This is a genomic window from Methylotuvimicrobium sp. KM1 (assembly GCF_044788715.1).
GTDB lineage: Bacteria > Pseudomonadota > Gammaproteobacteria > Methylococcales > Methylomonadaceae > Methylotuvimicrobium.
This window is the reverse complement of record NZ_CP173170.1, coordinates 531,465-549,978: the sequence shown is the minus strand read 5'-3', so window position 1 is coordinate 549,978 and position 18,514 is coordinate 531,465. Positions and strand designations below refer to the sequence as shown.

Sequence of the window (18,514 nt, the reverse complement as noted above, 5' to 3'; positions counted from 1 at the left end):
GAAACGTTAATTTCGTAAAATTGCGATTCCTTTCAACAGCATAAAGGCTTCATGAAGCGGATAATCGTTAATTTCCAATTTGCTTTTCTCTTGATCTTGCTCAGCATCCTTCGCTTCCTGCTTCTTTTTAGATTTGTTGCCGTTAGTTAAATGGCGCGACAAATCGGCTTCCTTGACCGGCTTAAAGTCAGGTCCGTCGACCGATTCCAACTTATAACGATCCAATTGAATATCCGGCTCGATGCCTTCAGCTTGAATAGAACGACCCGAAGGCGTGAAATAACGCGCCGTAGTCAACTTAACCGCCGCGCCGCCACTGGTCGGCAGAACAGTTTGTACCGAACCTTTGCCAAACGATTTCTCGCCCATGATCACTGCCCGGCGATGATCCTGCAATGCACCGGCTACGATTTCAGATGCCGAAGCGGATCCGGCATTGATCAACACGACTATAGGCGCGCCATTGAGGACATCGTCCGGAGAGGCATTAAAACGCATTTCGGAATTCTCAATACGTCCCTCGGTATAAACAATCAAGCCCTTATCGAGAAAAGCATCGCTGACGTCAACAGCAGCATTCAAGACCCCTCCGGGGTTGTTGCGTAAATCCAGCACTAACCCCCTTAGCTGACCATCGTTTTCTTTTTCCAATTCCGCCATGGCCTTGCGCAAACCCTCACCGGTTTTAGATTGGAAGCTGCTGATTCTCAAATAACCATAATCTTTTTCGAGAAGCCGGCTTCTAACACTTTTGACCTTGATGATATCCCGGGTAATTTCAATTTTCAAAGGCGCTTCTTCGCCTTCCCGCATAATGGTCAAAACGATGGCGCTACCGGGGTCGCCACGCATCAGCTTGACCGCATCGCCTAGCGTCATGCCTTTAACTGGCTGATCGTCCAAGCGGACGACTAAATCGCCTGCTTTCACGCCAGCCCGTTGCGCGGGGGTATCGTCGATCGGCGACACAACTTTGACAAAGCCGTTTTCCATCGTGACTTCAATACCTAAGCCGCCAAATTGTCCCGTTGTCCCTTCCTGAAGCTCCTTGTACTGATCCCCGGTCAGGTAATCCGAATGCGGATCGAGTCCGATCAACATGCCGCGTATTGCATGTTCGAGCAACTGTTTGTCGGTTACCGGCTCGACATAATCGCGCTTGATACGACCGAAGATTTCGGTAAAGGTCCGAAGATCCTCGAAAGGCAGCACTTCGGTTTCCGATGGTCGACTGCTTCGCTCAGCCAGGACATTACCGCCAACGCTGATAAAAATGCCCAGGAACATTCCCAGAACCAAACCCCATAAACTTTTTTTCTGCATAGCCCTAAAAACTCCACACTTCTGATTTCCGATTTAAATAATACATTTATCCTGTGCGATCCTAATCTGTTTTGCGGCACCACCGAACCGGATCGACGGGCTTGCCATTCTTGCGTATTCCAAAATACAGACCCGCCTTGCTTCTACCGCCGCTTTTACCGACCGAGGCAATCACATCGCCTGGAGCGACTCGGTCACCGACCGATTTATAAAGGCTTTGATTGAACGCATAGAGCGTCATATAACCATTGCCGTGATCGATGATCGTCAACAAACCATAACCTCTTAGCCAATCGGCGAATACTACCTTGCCCGCAGAAACCGCTCTTATTTCCGTACCTTCGCCCGCACCGATCAAAACGCCGTCCCAACGACTTCCCAACCTAGGGCTACCGAATTTTTTTACTAATTGACCTTTAACAGGCCAAGGCAAGTCTCCTTGCGCGGATGCGAAAGGCTTAACAGGCCAATCGACTGTCTCTTGCTGCTTTATGACCTGTTTTCCCGGTTCCGGTTCAAACGGCTGTTTAATCGCCGCTTGTTGTAAGCCATTAACCAATTTTTGTAATCGAGCCTCGCCTTCCCGCAATTGACTCAATCGAAGCTTGCTGGAGGAATAATCTTTTTCCAGACGGACCAGTAATTCTTTCCTTTGCAACCGGCTTCGGTCCAATGCCTGTTGCTCGGTTTTTTTTAACTGCAAAGTCTGCTCGAGTAATTCACTTTCCTTGAAGTTTTCCCGTTCCAGCTCGGTGAGTTCTATGACCGTTTGGCTAATTTCGGCCAGTTTCTCCAGCCTCGCTTTATTTAGATAGGCATAATAAACCATAATACGGCTGGATAGAGCCGGATCTTCTTGATTAAGCATCAGCTTCAACTTTTCCTTACGGCCCATCGCGTAAGCGGCTTTAACTTGATGACTTAGCCCTTCATTCTGTTCAGCTATTTCAAGTTGCAATAATCGCGTTTTGTTGCGCAAATCCTGAATCTTTCGTTGCTTGCTATCGATTTGCCCTTGCAATTGTTTTAAGGTTGCGACGGTCTTGCCATAATATTTTTCAATTTCAGCCAACTGCGTTAATAATGCGCCTTGCTCTTTTTCAATCCGCTTTATATTCCGATTGACTGCATCGATTTCGGCTTGAATTTTAACCAAGTCCCGATTTTTTTCTTCCGCTGCAACCTGAACAGATAAACCACTCAGCGCCAACCAAGCGAAGCCGACGAAAATTTTATTCATAAAGCCCTTCAAGCCTCTGCAAATGAGGATCTGCTCGTCATTTCAAACGGCTGCTGTATGCCAATACTCGTTAAGGAACGAGCATAAAATACCTTCGACAACTGTTGAAAAGGGTTTTGGTGACTCAATTGACAGATGTCGGCGGCAAGGATAGCCACCGTCAAGCCTACATGGACGTATTCTCCCAGCACCTAAACTCCACAACCCATTGGCTATGGATAATTGCTTGAATAATTTAGGTGCTGGGTTCACGGTGTCCTGTCAAGCGAGCGACCGAACCGCCGCAAAGCCTATTAATTGTATAAAGTTATTTTGTGCATATTCCTTAGCTAATTTTTGAATAGAGGGAATAGATTAGCTTAAAGCCTGTTTGCACGCTCTCAATACGAAACGCATTATAGCGTCGGTTTCGTAACTATACCCATCATCGTAGATCAAAATTCGGCATCGAGGTGCTCGGACACTCCTAAGGCACTGCCGAAATTTGAATTGCGAAAGGCATCACTTCACGCCCGTTTCTAATGGCGTATTTGTCGTAATCAGTCAAAATGATTGAAAAGCGCCGCTCATTTTGTTAGATTTACTGGCTATTTGAAATTCACTGTTAATAGTCAGGTCCGGTTTGTCACTATAATTATAGTAATACACGTTAGCAAATGTTGTGTATAAATATACTTCGCGGTCATATTTGCAGTTTTTACGGCAACCGATCGAAGTCTAATTCTCAACACCCCTGAGCCCACACTGCTTGGTTTTTAAGAATCGATACTCCATGGATCATGACGAAGATCATCTAATCAATAACGACGCGGAAATTGACCGGGCTGCTCGCTGCTTGAAAGCCATGTCCCACCCCCTTCGATTAAAAATACTCTGCGTACTAGGCAGTGAATCGATTAACGTTCAGGATATCGTCGAGCAAGTCGGAACCAGCCAAAGCAACATCTCTCAGCATTTGTCTATTCTAAGAGAAAAAGGCATTTTAGGCTCTAAAAAAGAAGCCAACCGGGTTTTTTATTACATCGATGACGAACGCATGCTTAAACTCATCAAAATGATGCGTGACGTTTTTTGCACCACTTGCTAAACCAACTGTTTTCCCTTCACCTTAATTTCTAATTACCCTACCAATCACCCAATGGATCGTTTAATAGAGTTCATCTTAAATCATTATTTATTGTCGCTGGCACTAGCAGTCGTCACCTTCCTGCTGATTCAAGACTTATTTGAGAGCCTGTTCAATAAATTTAAAGCACTCTCCCCTTTATTGGCAGTCGTAAAAATGAATGCCAGCGACGCGATCATCATTGATGTTCGAGAACCGCATGAATTCATTAAAGGCGCTATCGAAAACGCCGTCAACGTTCCGCTCGCCAAACTGGAAAGCCAACTTGGCGAACTCGCTCAACACAAAGACCACCCCGTTATTGTGGTCTGTCAAACGGGAACACGCTCCGTACCGGCTTGCAAAACCTTAACCAAGGCGGGCTTCTCAGATGTTTACAACATCATCGGCGGCATGCAATCTTGGGAAGAAAACAAACTCCCTATTAAAATCGCCAGTAAAAACAAAAACTGATTTTCCCCGCTTTTTACGACATAAAGTTAAACTATTTCTATTCATAAACAGGACTTAAAACCCATGGCCGAAGAAAACAAGCCCGCAGAAAAACATTTCTCGATTCAAAAAATTTATACCAAGGACATTTCCTTCGAGACACCCAATTCTCCGAAGATTTTTACCGAAAAATGGGAACCGAAAGTCGATTTCAATCTTGGCACTAATGTGCAAACCTTGGAAAACGACATGTATGAAGTTTCCTTGACCGTAACCGTCACAGTCAAATGCGGCGAATCAACCGCCTATTTGGTTGAAGTCTGCCAAGCCGGCATTTATGCCTTGAAGGGATTTAGCGAAGAAGAAATGGGCCCGATGGTCGGCAGCTTCTGCCCTAATATATTATTCCCTTATGCACGCGAAGCTGTTTCGGACCTAGTTGCCAAAGGCGGTTTTCCACAACTGCTGCTGGCCCCGGTCAACTTCGATGCGCTCTACGCTCAGCACTTACAACAAGCCAAACAGCAAGCTCCCGGCTCAAATAAGGTCAACTAAAGAATCATGACCTCAACTATCAGCGTACTCGGTGCCGGGTCATGGGGCACTGCTTTAGCGATACAAGCAGCCCGAAACGGCTATCGTACGCTGCTGTGGGGACACGATCCAACCCATATTCGAACACTACAACAGAACAGAACCAATCAGCGTTACTTGCCCGGTTTTGTTTTTCCCAACAGCCTTGAAACCAGCTCGGAACTTGCCGAAGCCGCAGCATTCAGCGACTTAATCCTGATTGCCGTTCCTAGTCATGCATTCAAGGACACGCTAATCAAACTACGACGATTAGCCAGCCAACAGGTGCAAATCGCTTGGGCTACTAAAGGGTTCGCACCAAACGACGGATATTTGTTACATTACTCGGTCGAACGCATATTTGCCAAAGAGACTCCGGCCGCGGTTTTATCCGGTCCGACTTTTGCCCGCGAAGTCGCGGCCGATTTACCAACGGCAATAACAATTGCATCAAATCATGCCGGCTTCGCCGAACAATTAACCCGAATTTTCCACAGCACACGATTCCGCACTTACACCAGCACCGACATGATCGGCGTACAAACCGGCGGCGCGGTTAAAAACGTTTTAGCTATTGCCTCGGGCATTGCCGACGGCCTGAATTTCGGCGCCAACACACGCGCCGCACTCATTACACGGGGGCTCCATGAAATCATCAGGCTTGGCTTAGAACTCGGAGGCAGACAAGAAACGTTCATGGGCCTTGCCGGACTCGGCGACCTGATTTTAACTTGTACCGACAACCAATCAAGAAACCGGCGCTTCGGACTTGCGCTCGGACAGAACAAAGATCGCGCCGCAGCCCGTGAAGAAATCGACCAAGAGATCGAAGGCGTATCGGCTGCAAAAGAAACTTATTTACTCGCACAAATGCACGGCATCGACATGCCGATTACCGAACAAACTTACAAGGTACTCTATGAGAGCTTATCGCCGTTGGCAGCCGTGCAAAACCTATTGGACCGCGAATTAAAAGCCGAAAGCTAGCTAAACTTTTACAAGTACACTGTCTACGGTCTATGATTTTGTAATGGTGAATGGTGAATGGTGAAAAGATTGTCGATTCTCTGATCCACATTTACAAGAGTAAATTGCCCGCTTTCCGCTAACCCAGCAATTCCGAATTTGAGGAAAAAAGGTGCGGAGTGTGCTTGGCGAGGATGCCTGTGATTTTTCCGTCCACCGACATCTGTCAATCGAGTAACCGAACCTGCCTACCTTAGTTTAAAAATAGGGAAGTTATTTTATGACTAAATCCTTATTTGATTAACGCACCGACAAACGACTGTTGCCGCCAGGCTTCATACAATACAATCGAAACGGTATTGGATAAATTTAAGCTGCGGCTATCTGGCTGCATTGGTAAATACAGTAATTTGTCCCGCTCCATTGATGTCAAAACCTTAGCGGGCAGACCACGCGATTCCGGTCCGAACAAAAACGCATCACTCGGCTCAAAGCCCACCTCACTATAGACTTTTTGCCCTTTGGTTGATAATGCAAACAGCCTTGGCGGTTTTCGTTGCTCGACAAAATCGGCCAACGAACCGTAAACGCAAACGTTTGCCCATTCATGATAATCCAAACCGGCCCTGCGCAGTTTTTTGTCATCCATATCAAAGCCCAACGGCTCGATTAAATGCAAGCTCGCACCGGTATTGGCGCACAACCTAATAATATTACCGGAATTCGCCGGTATCTCAGGTTCATAGAGTACGATATCAAACATTAACGACACTTCCTTGCAACAAAAATGGCAATTAACCCAACTTCTCTTTAGCCGGCACCTAAATTGGATAGGTCATTGGCAATGGTTCAACATCATGGTTAATTTAATTCTCGTTCCCATGCTCTGCGCTCATCGTTATACATAAGTCATGAATTACCCTTTTGCAATCTTAGCCAATGAGGCCTCGATACCATTTATTGTCGCTTAACACTCTCGGCCTCGAAATCGCGATCAGGGGATCGCTCCCACAAAGGGTTACAAGCGCTGTGGGAGCGACGCCTACGTCGCGACTATCGAAGCCGCTAACGCTCAAACACCAATAGCTTTTTCGGATGACCTAGCGCTCGGTCGCTACGTTTTGTGCAATTAGGTATATTTATACTTGTGTATAACGGCGAGTGCTCTGCGTGGGAACGATAGGTGGGTGGGTGTGAATAATTACTCCTCGACAAGCAAATCCCACGCCTAAACAAGTTTCAATGGTTATCAGGCCAAAAACAGAATCATAACTCATCTATCCGAACAGGTGTCAGCTTCCAAATATCCCGGTTATAATCGCTTATGGTCCGATCGGTCGAAAACTTTCCGCTCGAAGCACAATTGAGAATACTCATTTTGGTCCATCGCTCAGTATCGAGAAAGGCTTTCTCGGCACGATTTTGCGCATCGACATAACTGCGAAAATCGGCAACGGTCATCCATGGATCGTAAGGGGTTTTAATAGAATTAACGAGATCATCGAATATACCGGGCTCCATCAAATTGAAATGCCCACACTCGATCAGATTCACGACCCTTTTTAGGTCATTATCCTGCTCAATAATTGCGTTAGGGTCGTAATGCCCTTTCATTGCCTCGACTTGATCCTCTGTTAAGCCGAATAAAAAGAAATTATCCTCACCGACTTCTTCGAGAATTTCAATATTAGCACCATCCAACGTGCCGATCGTAATCGCTCCGTTCATCATGAATTTCATATTGCCTGTACCGGAAGCCTCCTTGCCGGCCGTCGAAATTTGTTCGGATAAATCGGCTCCGGTACAAATGATTTCCATCGCGGAAACTCGATAATTCGGCAAAAAAACCAATTTCAATTTATCGCCGACCTCCGGATCGAAATTGATGACGTCGGAAACATTATTGATGAATTTAATGATATTTTTAGCCATCACATAACCGGGCGCCGCTTTACCTCCGATTAAAACGCAACGATTAACCCAATCTTGCGTATCGCCGCGCTTGATTTTGTCGTACAAATGTATGACATGCAAAACATTAAGTAACTGCCGTTTATATTCATGAATCCGCTTGACCTGCACATCGAATAAGGCATCCGCAGACAACTCGAGGCCGAGCTCGCTCTTCTTATAGTCGATTAAGCGTTGCTTATTTTGGCGTTGAATAGCCAACCACTTGTCACGAAACGCGGCATCCTCGGCATAAGGCGTTAGTTTTTGTAACTCCGACAAATCGGTTATCCAAGCGTCGCCTATAGTTTCCGTGATCAATTCCGCCAAAGCAGGATTACACCCGGCCAACCAACGGCGCGGAGTCACACCATTCGTCTTGTTATTAAACTTAGACGGCCATAATTCGTAAAAATCCTTGAATAACCCTTCTTGTAATAACTTCGAATGCAATTCGGCGACACCATTAACCGAATAACTGCCGACAATGGCCAAATAAGCCATGCGCACTTGCTTCTCCGCGCCTTCCTCGATGATCGACATGCGCCGCATTCTATCGAGATCGCCCGGCCAATGTGTCGAGACTTCGGCCATGAACTTCGCATTGATGTCGTAAATAATTTCCAACAATCTCGGCAAAAGCTGCTCAAACAAACTCACTGACCAGCGCTCCAACGCTTCCGGCAACAAGGTATGGTTGGTATATGCCATGGTTTTATTCGTAATGCTCCATGCCTCATTCCAAGACAACCCATGAATATCGACCAATAAGCGCATCAATTCAGCCACGGCTATACTAGGATGCGTATCGTTCAATTGAAAACAGTTTTTCTCGGAAAATTCGGTAAAGTTGTTGCCGTGACGCCCAACCCAGTTAGCGATAACATCCTGCAAACTGGCTGAAGCCAACAAATATTGCTGCTTCAAGCGCAATGCTTTACCGTTCTCATTGGCATCGTTCGGATAGAGCACCATCGTGATATTTTCCGCAGTATTCTTAGCGGCTACCGACTCGGCATAATCACCGGCATTGAATTCTTGCAGATTGAATTCCTCAGTCGCGGTCGATTTCCATAACCTCAACGTATTGACGGTACCGTTGTTGTACCCGGGAATCGGTGTATCGTAGGGAACCGCTAGAATATCTTGCGTATCGACCCAACAAACCCTTTTGTTGCCGTTTTCATCGCTATGCGATTCGGTACGCCCTCCGAATTTGATCCGATGCGCATACTCCGGCCTTTCAATTTCCCAAACATTCCCGTTTCTCAACCAATGATCGGGCCTTTCAACTTGCTCGCCGTTCTGCACGACTTGACTAAACATGCCGTATTCGTAGCGCAACCCATAACCGATGACCGGAAGTTGCAAGGTGGCGCAACTATCGATAAAACATGCCGCCAATCGCCCCAAACCGCCATTGCCGAGCCCTGCATCCGGTTCGCTATCGACCAATTCCTCAATTTCCAATCCGAGATCATACATCGCGCGAGTGGCTTCGTCAGTCACGCCTAGATTGAGCATCGCATTGCTCAAGGTTCGCCCCATCAAAAATTCCATCGACAGGTAATAAGCTTTTCTGCAATCGGTATCCCTATAGGCGTTGTAAGTATTTTTCCAACGTTCGATGAGCCTGTCGCTGATGACTAAAGACAAGGCTTCGTATGCATAATACGGAGACCGACAGTTTTCGTCGCGCCCTAAGCGATAAGCGTAATAACGCTTGAAATCAGTAATCAAATGATCCTTATCCAACGACAAACTTGGAAGTTTGGTTATCGTTGGGTCCGGCTTACTTTTTTTGAAAATAGTGCTAGGCATTTTTGATGGCTCTTCGGATTGTTCGTACATATCAATCATATCGGTTTATTTTCATTAAACAAGTGCTTTAAGGCGATTAAATTAAACCTTAATCCGCTTGAAAAGCGGGCGCTCAGTAATACTTTATTTAATATTCAGACAAGCGAATATTCATGCCATGGATCACTGCCATTAAGTTAAGGACTTTTTTCGTTCGCCCTGAGCCCTTGAGCGGCCCTCAGGGCAGCCTTGTCGAAGGATGAACGGAAAAATTAAGTTAAGCCGTCCATGGTTCAACAAGCTCACCATGAACGGATTAACTTAATGGTAGTGTGCCATGCCATTGACGACAAGCCGAAGACATCTAGGTAGCACCAGTTCCCAATGCACGATTATGCATTGACTCGCCGTTCACCAACTAGAAACACTCGGAGTGAGCATCTAACTAATACGCCCATGGCATTGCTTATATTTTTTTCCTGACCCACATGGGCAAGGGTCGTTACGACCGACTTTACGCTCATTTCTAACAAACGGCTGATCGACAGGTTTTTCCGGCTCCATCAGCAGCGGCGCATCCTCGACTGGTGCCGCTATCGGCTCCGCCTCGGCATGCTCGTAATGCATTTCCTTGGGCGCTTGTCTCATTTCATCTATCGCCTGAACATCCTCTTCCTGAGTCACTTGAACCTTAGCAAGGATACCAATCACCTCGTACTTGATATGATCCAGCAAACTGGTGAACATTTCGAAGGCTTCACGCTTATATTCTTGCTTCGGATCTTTTTGCGCATAACCTCTAAAATGAATGCCCTGACGCAAATGATCCATCGCCGCCAAATGTTCCTTCCAACTATTGTCCAAGACTTGCAACATCACCGATTTCTCGAAATGCCGCAATACTTTAGGTTCAATCTTGAGTTCTTTTTCCTTATAGTTTTGCTCGACCAACTCGACAATCCGCTCACGCAACGAGGCTTCATTAAGTCTTTTGTCATCCTCTAGCATTTGCCTGACCGGTATATCGGCATTAAATTCTTGCAAAAGATGATCTTCCAGACCTTTTGTATCCCACTGCTCTTCCATTGTTTTTGGCGGAATGTATTGCGTAATGACATTATTAACCACATCCTTGCGGATTTCGCTCATGATATCGGAAATATCTTCCGCGGCCATAAGCTCGTTGCGTTGCGCATAGATCACTTTGCGCTGATCGTTAGCGACATCATCGTAAGCCAAGATTTGTTTACGTATGTCGAAATTCCGGCTTTCGACTTTTCGTTGAGCGTTTTCAATCGAACGAGTGACCCAAGGGTGCTCGATCGCCTCGCCGTCACCCATACCCAATTTTTGCATCAAGCCTGCAACGCGGTCGGAGGCAAAAATACGCATTAACGGATCTTCGAGCGATAAGTAGAATCTTGTAGAACCCGGGTCGCCTTGTCGCCCCGAGCGCCCCCGTAGCTGATTGTCGATACGCCGCGATTCGTGACGCTCGGAACCGATTACATGCAAGCCGCCGCTGGCAATGACTTGTTGATGACGATCGAGCCATGCTCCGCGAACTTTTTCCCGATCTTCTTCTGAGGCTTCCTCGCCTAGCGCCGCCAGTTCAGCATCAAGATTACCGCCCAACACGATATCGGTACCTCGCCCGGCCATATTGGTTGCAATCGTTACCGCGCCCGGCATACCGGCCTGTTCGATAATATGCGCTTCGCGTTCATGCTGTTTGGCATTCAATACTTCGTGCTTAATATTTTCCTTGGTAAGTAATGCGGAAATGATCTCGGAGTTTTCGATCGATGTCGTTCCGACTAAAACCGGCTGACCACGCTCAACGCAACTTTTGATGTCTTGAGCAATGGCCTGGTATTTTTCCCGAGCCGTCAAATAAACCAAATCGCCCATGTCTTTACGAATCATCGGCCGATGGGTCGGAATGACGACCACTTCAAGACCGTAAATCTTGTTCAATTCGAACGCTTCGGTATCGGCCGTACCGGTCATCCCGGACAGCTTTTCATAGAGGCGGAAATAATTTTGGAATGTAATCGAGGCCAGCGTTTGATTTTCATTTTGTATCGTCACGCGTTCTTTGGCTTCAATGGCCTGATGCAGGCCTTCAGACCAACGCCGTCCCTGCATAATGCGCCCGGTAAATTCATCGACGATCATGACTTCATTGTTCGCAACAATATAATCGACGTCTTTTTGAAATAAATGATGGGCGCGCAACGATGCATTCAGATAATGCATTAGCCGAATGTTCGACGCATCGTAAAGACTACCGCCATCGACCATCAAGCCATGTTCGGTCATCAATTGTTCGACGTGCTCATGGCCTTCCTCGGTCAAATAAATCTGCCGGGTTTTCTCGTCAACAAAAAAATCGCCCGGACTATCTTCTTTTTCTTGTTTGGTCAAAAAAGGCACGATCTCGTTGGCTTTGATATAAATATCAGTGCTTTCCTCGGTCGGTCCGGAAATAATTAATGGCGTGCGCGCCTCGTCGATTAAAATCGAATCCACCTCGTCGACGATTGCAAATGCTAAATCTCTCTGTACTTTTTGCGCCAAGCTGAAAGCCATGTTGTCGCGCAAATAGTCGAAGCCGAACTCGTTGTTGGTACCGTAGGTGATATCGGCAGTATAAGCGGTTCGCCTCTCCGCGCTATCCATGCGACTAACGATAACGCCGGTCGTCAAACCTAAAAACTCGTATACGCGTCCCATCCATTGCGCGTCGCGAGCCGCCAGATAATCGTTGACCGTGACGACATGCACTCCGCGTCCCGGCAAGGCATTAAGATAAGCCGCCAAGGTCGCCATCAAGGTTTTCCCCTCGCCGGTCTTCATTTCGGCAATTTTGCCGTCATTAAGAACCATACCGCCGATTAATTGCACGTCGTAATGACGCATGCCGAACACCCGAGCAGAGGCTTCCCTTACCGTTGCAAAGGCTTCCGGGATTAAATTATCCAACTTTTCGCCCTGCTCGAGACGATCACGAAACTCTTGTGTTTTGCCCTTTAACTCGCTATCGGATAACTTTTCATAATCGGAAGCGAGCGCGTTAATTTTTTTGACCAGCTTCCTTTTCTTTTTGACCAGTCGGTCATTGCGACTACCTACAATAAATTTAACCAGCTTACCAACCATGCTTTTTTCCGGTGAGAATTGAGTAATAACTATTTAAAAGTTTCGGATTATATACCTTCTACCCCATTAGTTACAGTTAAAAGCTCTAATAGCTTCTACGCATCGACTTCAGATATTGTCGTATATCATACGCCGGATTGTTAAACCTTAACGATCATGAATAAGCATTCATCGCTATATCCTCGCCCTCCCGATATGGTCGACAAACCATCGGTAAGTATCTGTTAAACCTTCCTCTAAACCGATACGATATTCCCAACCCAGCGCTTTAAGCCGCGACACATCCATCAGCTTGCGCGGCGTGCCGTCCGGCTTGGTCGCATCGAAGCATAACTTGCCTTTGAACCCGGTCACCTTCGCGAGCGTTTCGGCCAGCTCCCGAATTGTACAATCCACCCCGGTTCCGACATTGATGTGGGACAGCATCGGCTGCGTATTCGCTTGGTAAATACCGGCACCCAGCTCCATCACATGCACGCTGGCTGCGGCCATGTCGTCGACATGCAAAAATTCACGCATCGGCGTCCCGCTGCCCCAAATCACGACTTCGTCATCGCCGGCTTGAACCGCTTCATGAAAGCGCCGGATCAAGGCCGGTATTACATGACTGTTTTCGGGATGAAAGTTATCGTTCGGACCGTAGAGATTGGTCGGCATCACGCTACGATAATCGCGCCCATATTGGCGGTTATAACTCTCGCATAACTTAATGCCGGCAATTTTGGCGATCGCATACGGTTCATTGGTCGGCTCGAGCAGGCCCGTCAACAACGCCTGCTCGTGCATCGGTTGCTTGGCAAGCTTAGGGTAGATGCAAGAAGAGCCCAAAAACAACAATCGCTGAACGCCATTAAGATGGGCCGCATGGATAATATTCGCCTCGATCATCAGGTTTTGGTATATAAATTCGGCCGGCAAGGTGTTATTGGCATGAATCCCGCCGACCTTGGCCGCCGCCAAATAAACCTGATCGATCCGGTGCGCCGAAAAGTAAGCTATTACGGCCGCCTGATCCAATAGATCAAGCTCGTCGCGGCCTGCCGTCAAAATAGACCGATAACCTAAACTTTGTAAGCGGCGAACGATTGCGGAACCGACCATGCCTCGATGGCCGGCCACGAAAACAGTCTGATTGAGATCGCGGGTCATTATTAACTCTCCACCGAAACCGGTAAATCCAAGCCATGCGACTTCAACAAGGCATGGCGTTTGGCGGCTTTAAGGTCTTCGCGCACCATTTCGGCGCACATCTCGCGCACCGTAATTTCCGGCACCCAACCGAGCTTTTCCTTGGCCTTGGAGGGGTCGCCCAATAGCGTTTCGACCTCTGCCGGACGGAAATAACGCGGATCGACGCGAACGATGATATCGCCCGCCGACAATGCCGGCGCCGAATCGCCTTCAATCACTTCGACCACGCCGATCTCGTCTACGCCGTTGCCTTCGAAACGGAGCGTTATTCCCAGCTCGGCTGCCGACCATTGGATAAATTCGCGAACGCTGAATTGCACACCGGTGGCGATAACGAAGTCGTCGGGCTCATCCTGCTGCAGCATCATCCACTGCATGCGAACATAATCCTTGGCATGCCCCCAATCGCGAAGTGCATTCATGTTACCCATGAAAAGGCACTGTTCGACGCCTTGCGCAATATTAGCTAAGCCTCGGGTAATTTTTCGAGTCACGAAGGTTTCGCCTCGGCGCGGCGATTCGTGATTGAACAAAATGCCGTTGCAGGCATACATGCCGTAGGCTTCGCGGTAATTCACGGTAATCCAATAGGCATAAAGCTTGGCTGCCGCATAAGGCGAGCGGGGATAAAACGGCGTAGTCTCCTTCTGCGGAGTTTCTTGTACCAAGCCGTATAATTCCGAAGTGGAGGCCTGATAAAAGCGCGTTTTTTGCTCCAAGCCCAACAAACGAATCGCCTCCAACAACCGCAGCGTTCCCATCGCATCGACATCGGCCGTGTACTCCGGCGATTCGAAACTTACTGCGACATGAGACTGCGCCCCTAGGTTATAAACCTCATCCGGCTGTACTTCTTGCAAAATGCGGGTCAGATTGGAAGAATCGGTCAAATCGCCGTAATGCAATACGAACTTTTGATTTTCGACATGCGGGTCTTGGTAAATATGATCGACCCGTTGTGTATTGAATAGTGAGGCGCGGCGTTTGATACCGTGAACTTCATACCCCTTCTCGAGTAAAAACTCGGCCAAATAAGATCCGTCCTGCCCGGTGATACCGGTAATTAATGCTTTTTTTGTCATAAAATGCTCATTTTAGTTGCTCACTTGCAAATCATATTTATGTTGTCAAATATATTTGTAATACCAAAATACACCCTTTGCCGGTCAAATTTAGGCACAGGTGTACCCGTCAAAGACCCAGCACCTAAATTATCCAAGACAATTATCTATAGCCAATGGTTTATGGCATTTAGGTACTGGGTGAATACGTCCATGTAGACTCCATGCTAGCCCCCTCGCCTAGCGTTAGATGAGGGATCGGACATACCGGCGTCTCATCAGGCACTACCGAAATTCGAAGTGCGAAAGGCATATTCTAAAGATTGTTCAAGAGCAAATATATGTATGCTACCGGCATCCTCGTCAAACATGCTCCACACTTTTTTACCCTGAAAACGGGAATTGCTGCAGTGAACCGCTTGTGTGCGTTATATTCTTCTAGGCGGAGTATAATAATTCAGCGCCTTAATTTAAGAAACACAGCGTTAACCGGATAAAATCATGTTAGAAGATCAGCCTTTGATGAGCGAACGCAAGCACCTTTTCGGCTTTAATGCCAGTCTTAGGTACGATTTTCCCGCCGGCGTCGTGGTTTTTTTGGTCGCCGTGCCGTTATCGCTAGGTATCGCACTGGCATCCGGCGCACCGCTATTTTCAGGACTGATTGCCGGAATCATCGGCGGACTGGTCGTTTCCGGTTTAAGCGGATCATCTCTTGGCATAAGCGGGCCCGCTGCCGGCATTGCGATTATCGCCCATGCCGCGATACAAAGTCTTGGCTTTGAAGCCTTCCTGCTAAGCGTCGTTATAGCAGGTTTTATTCAGGTGACCATGGGACGACTCGGCGCAGGCATCGTCGGCTATTATTTTCCATCCGCGGTCATATCCGGCATGCTGACCGGAATCGGCATTATCATTTTTCTGAAACAGATACCGCATGCATTCGGCTACGACGCTGATTATGAAGGCGATATCTCCTTCACTCAAAGCGACCAATTCACAACGGCATCCGAATTGATCCATATGGTCGATTTTATTTCTCCCGGCGCGGTCATTATTTCGTTAGCCTCGCTGGCTATTCTACTGCTTTGGGAGTCGCCATTCATTAAACGATACCGTTTTACGCAATGGATTCACGGTGCATTGGCGGCCATATTAACCGGCGTAGCATTTAATCAATTACTCCTCGGATGGTTTCCCGAGTTGGCTTTGAGCGGCAATCATTTGGTTTCATTACCCGAGGTCGATCGAGCCGTCGAACTGATTGCTTACCTAACGCTGCCGGATTTTTCGCAAATCACCAACCCATCGGTTTACACGACCGGGTTCACCCTAGCCATGGTTGCCAGTCTTGAAACTCTATTGTGCGTCAAAGCCGTCGATAAGCTAGACCCGTATAAAAGAGTGACACCAAATAATAGGGAACTGAAAGCACAAGGCATAGGCAACATTTGCTCCGGTTTGTTAGGCGGCATCCCGATCGCCCAAGTCATCGTGCGCAGCTCTGCCAATATCTTATCGGGCGGCAGAACCAAGGCCTCGGCTTTCATTCATGGTGCATTATTACTAACAGCGGTAATATCGATTCCCGGCCTTTTGAATACCATTCCGCTGGCGAGTCTTGCGGCGGTTTTGTTAGTCATTGGTTACCAGATGGCAGACTTGCGTCGCTTCATAACGATGTACCGAACGGGGATATATCAATTCATCCCCTTTGCCGCGACTGTGCTTGGGCTTATTTTTACCGACATGCTAACCGGAATTGCGATCGGCATGAGCATCGCACTGTTTTTTATTTTGCTGGAAAATTTGAAAGTCGGTTTTTATCTACATCAGGAACAAAAAGCCAATAAACACTTTATTACATTATCTGAAAATGTCTCTTTTCTTAATAAAGCCAATATCCTGCAGCTACTTGACCAACTTCCCGAAAATTCTGAAGTCGTTATCGATGCAACCGGCTCCAAATACATCGACTTCGACGTCTATGAAATCATACAAAACTTTAAAATCGAAGCCGAACGTAAGAATATTCATTTAGTTATCGAAAATCTGAGGGGTTACGGCGTTCTCGAGCCGGTACAAAGAGTTCATCCGCTCGACAAAGAATCGCAACAGTCGCTGACGCCGGCAGACGTTTTAGAAATCTTAAAAGCAGGCAACCAACGCTTCGTCTACAATCTTAAAGCCAACCGTAACCAGTTGGAACAAATCAATGAAACCGTCGAAGGCCAGTTTCCGTTTGCGATTATTCTTAGCTGCATCGATTCGCGCACCTCGGCCGAATTAATTTTCGACCAAGGCTTAGGCGACATATTCAGCGTTCGCATTGCCGGCAATGTTATTAATAACGATATATTAGGCAGCATGGAATTTGCCTGTAAATTGGCAGGATCCAAGCTGATTGTCGTACTCGGACATAGCCACTGCGGCGCAATCAAAGGGGCCTGCGCCGACTCCAAACTCGATCACCTAACCGGCTTGCTCGATAAGATTCGACCTGCGGTCGACTCTGTTAAAAACGGCCGGCTAGCTCGAATCAGCAACCCTGACGACTCTCTCGTTGAGCAAGTTGCCGAACGCAACGTCGAAATCATGGTCAAACAAATCAGACAGCAGAGCCCTCTTCTGAATGCGATGGCAAATAGCGGCGAAATCGGAATAATCGGCGCCATGTATAATATTGAAAACGGTAAAGTCAGTTTTTTTGAATAGTATACGTCTACATTGTCGCAGCAGAACAACAAAGCAATAGCAACAACCCTAGCTTATTAAATCAACCGCAACAAATCCGCCGAGTTTTTGTTTTTTGGCGAATATCGCTATAATGCATGGTCTTGTTCGTTATATATCGACAGGAGTTGATTTGCAGAATAATTCTTTAGTGTTATAGTTGGTTATTATCGCTTGACATGCGTTGTCTTGAAAAAGCAACATCTCTAATAACCCTTTTCCGGCATATCCGGACTTAGTTCAGTCGATGAAAGAATATCTAATCATTCTGGTAAGTACGATACTGGTCAATAATTTTGTATTGGTAAGATTTTTAGGATTATGCCCTTTTATGGGCGTCTCCCGAAAACTAGAAACGGCCTTGGGAATGGGGTTCGCGACGACTTTTGTACTGACCTTATCCGCCGTTTGCAGTTATTTGGCGAATCGTTATCTATTAATCCCATTAGAACTGGAATATTTACGCACGATCACCTTCATCGTCGTGATTGCCTTTGTTGTGCAATTTACCGAAATGGTCGTTCACAAAACCAGCCCGCTCCTTTACCAGGTACTGGGCATATTTTTGCCCCTGATTACCACTAATTGCGCGGTTCTAGGCGTTGCCCTGCTGAACGTACAAACCCAACACGGCTTCTTGGAATCGGCTTTATACGGTTTCGGTGCCGCGGTCGGTTTTTCGCTGGTATTGACCCTTTTCTCGACGTTGCGCGAAAGAATCGACGTTGCCGACGTCCCCCTGCCGTTCAAAGGCAACTCGATAGCGCTAGTAACGGCCGGATTAATGTCCATGGCCTTCATGGGATTCAGCGGCTTAGTTAAAGGCTAAACAGCCAATCAATTTCAAGTAATCGCTCACGCAAACCCGTTCTAATTTTACATTTACCCTCGACACACTCAGGGCGAATGAAAAATGTAATAAACCTCATGCCATCAATGCAAAGCGATGGAACGATG

The 18,514-nt window shown here is 47.1% G+C and carries 13 protein-coding genes; 6 read left to right on the top strand and 7 right to left on the bottom strand.

Annotated elements, in window-relative coordinates:
- Positions 1–6 precede the first annotated feature (6 nt).
- Together ACINK7_RS02540 and ACINK7_RS02535 are read right to left on the bottom strand one after the other, a co-directional pair.
- The gene (locus tag ACINK7_RS02540) at positions 7–1,323 is read right to left on the bottom strand and encodes a S41 family peptidase (protein WP_404359700.1); all 1,317 of its coding nucleotides are present in this window, start codon (positions 1,321–1,323) and stop codon (positions 7–9) included.
- A gap of 61 nt (positions 1,324–1,384) precedes the next feature.
- The gene (locus ACINK7_RS02535; RefSeq protein WP_404359698.1) at positions 1,385–2,563 is read right to left on the bottom strand and encodes a murein hydrolase activator EnvC family protein; all 1,179 of its coding nucleotides are present in this window, start codon (positions 2,561–2,563) and stop codon (positions 1,385–1,387) included.
- 772 nt (positions 2,564–3,335) lie between these two features.
- Between ACINK7_RS02535 and ACINK7_RS02530 the strand changes: the two genes are divergently transcribed.
- From ACINK7_RS02530 to ACINK7_RS02515, 4 genes are all read left to right on the top strand, one after another.
- Positions 3,336–3,650 carry a helix-turn-helix transcriptional regulator gene (locus ACINK7_RS02530; RefSeq protein ID WP_014146945.1) on the top strand — a complete coding sequence of 105 codons (315 nt, stop codon included), beginning with the start codon at positions 3,336–3,338 and terminating at the stop codon, positions 3,648–3,650.
- Between the two features lie 51 nt (positions 3,651–3,701).
- Positions 3,702–4,142 carry a rhodanese-like domain-containing protein gene (locus ACINK7_RS02525; protein ID WP_404359696.1) on the top strand — a complete coding sequence of 147 codons (441 nt, stop codon included), beginning with the start codon at positions 3,702–3,704 and terminating at the stop codon, positions 4,140–4,142.
- Positions 4,143–4,205: 63 nt separating this feature from the next.
- Positions 4,206–4,676, top strand: coding sequence for a protein-export chaperone SecB (gene secB / locus ACINK7_RS02520; RefSeq protein ID WP_404359694.1), 471 nt, complete (start codon positions 4,206–4,208; stop codon positions 4,674–4,676).
- Between the two features lie 6 nt (positions 4,677–4,682).
- A complete protein-coding gene (locus ACINK7_RS02515) occupies positions 4,683–5,681 on the top strand; it encodes an NAD(P)H-dependent glycerol-3-phosphate dehydrogenase (protein WP_404359692.1) in 999 nt (332 codons plus the stop codon).
- A 271-nt stretch (positions 5,682–5,952) separates the two neighbouring features.
- Here the strand turns inward: ACINK7_RS02515 and trmL are convergent, their stop codons facing one another.
- From trmL to gmd, 5 genes are all read right to left on the bottom strand, one after another.
- The gene (gene trmL / locus ACINK7_RS02510; protein ID WP_404359690.1) at positions 5,953–6,423 is read right to left on the bottom strand and encodes a tRNA (uridine(34)/cytosine(34)/5-carboxymethylaminomethyluridine(34)-2'-O)-methyltransferase TrmL; all 471 of its coding nucleotides are present in this window, start codon (positions 6,421–6,423) and stop codon (positions 5,953–5,955) included.
- Positions 6,424–6,926: 503 nt separating this feature from the next.
- Positions 6,927–9,431, bottom strand: coding sequence for a glycogen/starch/alpha-glucan phosphorylase (locus tag ACINK7_RS02505; RefSeq protein ID WP_404361404.1), 2,505 nt, complete (start codon positions 9,429–9,431; stop codon positions 6,927–6,929).
- Positions 9,432–9,851: 420 nt separating this feature from the next.
- A complete protein-coding gene (gene secA / locus ACINK7_RS02500; RefSeq protein WP_404359688.1) occupies positions 9,852–12,572 on the bottom strand; it encodes a preprotein translocase subunit SecA in 2,721 nt (906 codons plus the stop codon).
- Between the two features lie 174 nt (positions 12,573–12,746).
- Entirely contained in the window at positions 12,747–13,721 is a 975-nt protein-coding gene (locus tag ACINK7_RS02495; RefSeq protein ID WP_404359686.1) for a GDP-L-fucose synthase family protein, read from the bottom strand.
- A 2-nt stretch (positions 13,722–13,723) separates the two neighbouring features.
- Positions 13,724–14,845 (bottom strand): GDP-mannose 4,6-dehydratase, encoded by a 1,122-nt coding sequence (gene gmd, locus ACINK7_RS02490; protein ID WP_404359684.1) that lies wholly within the window; start codon positions 14,843–14,845, stop codon positions 13,724–13,726.
- A gap of 480 nt (positions 14,846–15,325) precedes the next feature.
- Between gmd and ACINK7_RS02485 the strand changes: the two genes are divergently transcribed.
- Positions 15,326–17,539 carry a bifunctional SulP family inorganic anion transporter/carbonic anhydrase gene (locus tag ACINK7_RS02485; protein ID WP_404359682.1) on the top strand — a complete coding sequence of 738 codons (2,214 nt, stop codon included), beginning with the start codon at positions 15,326–15,328 and terminating at the stop codon, positions 17,537–17,539.
- Positions 17,540–17,804: 265 nt separating this feature from the next.
- Entirely contained in the window at positions 17,805–18,386 is a 582-nt protein-coding gene (gene rsxA / locus ACINK7_RS02480) for an electron transport complex subunit RsxA (protein ID WP_404359680.1), read from the top strand.
- The last annotated feature ends 128 nt before the right edge of the window (positions 18,387–18,514 follow it).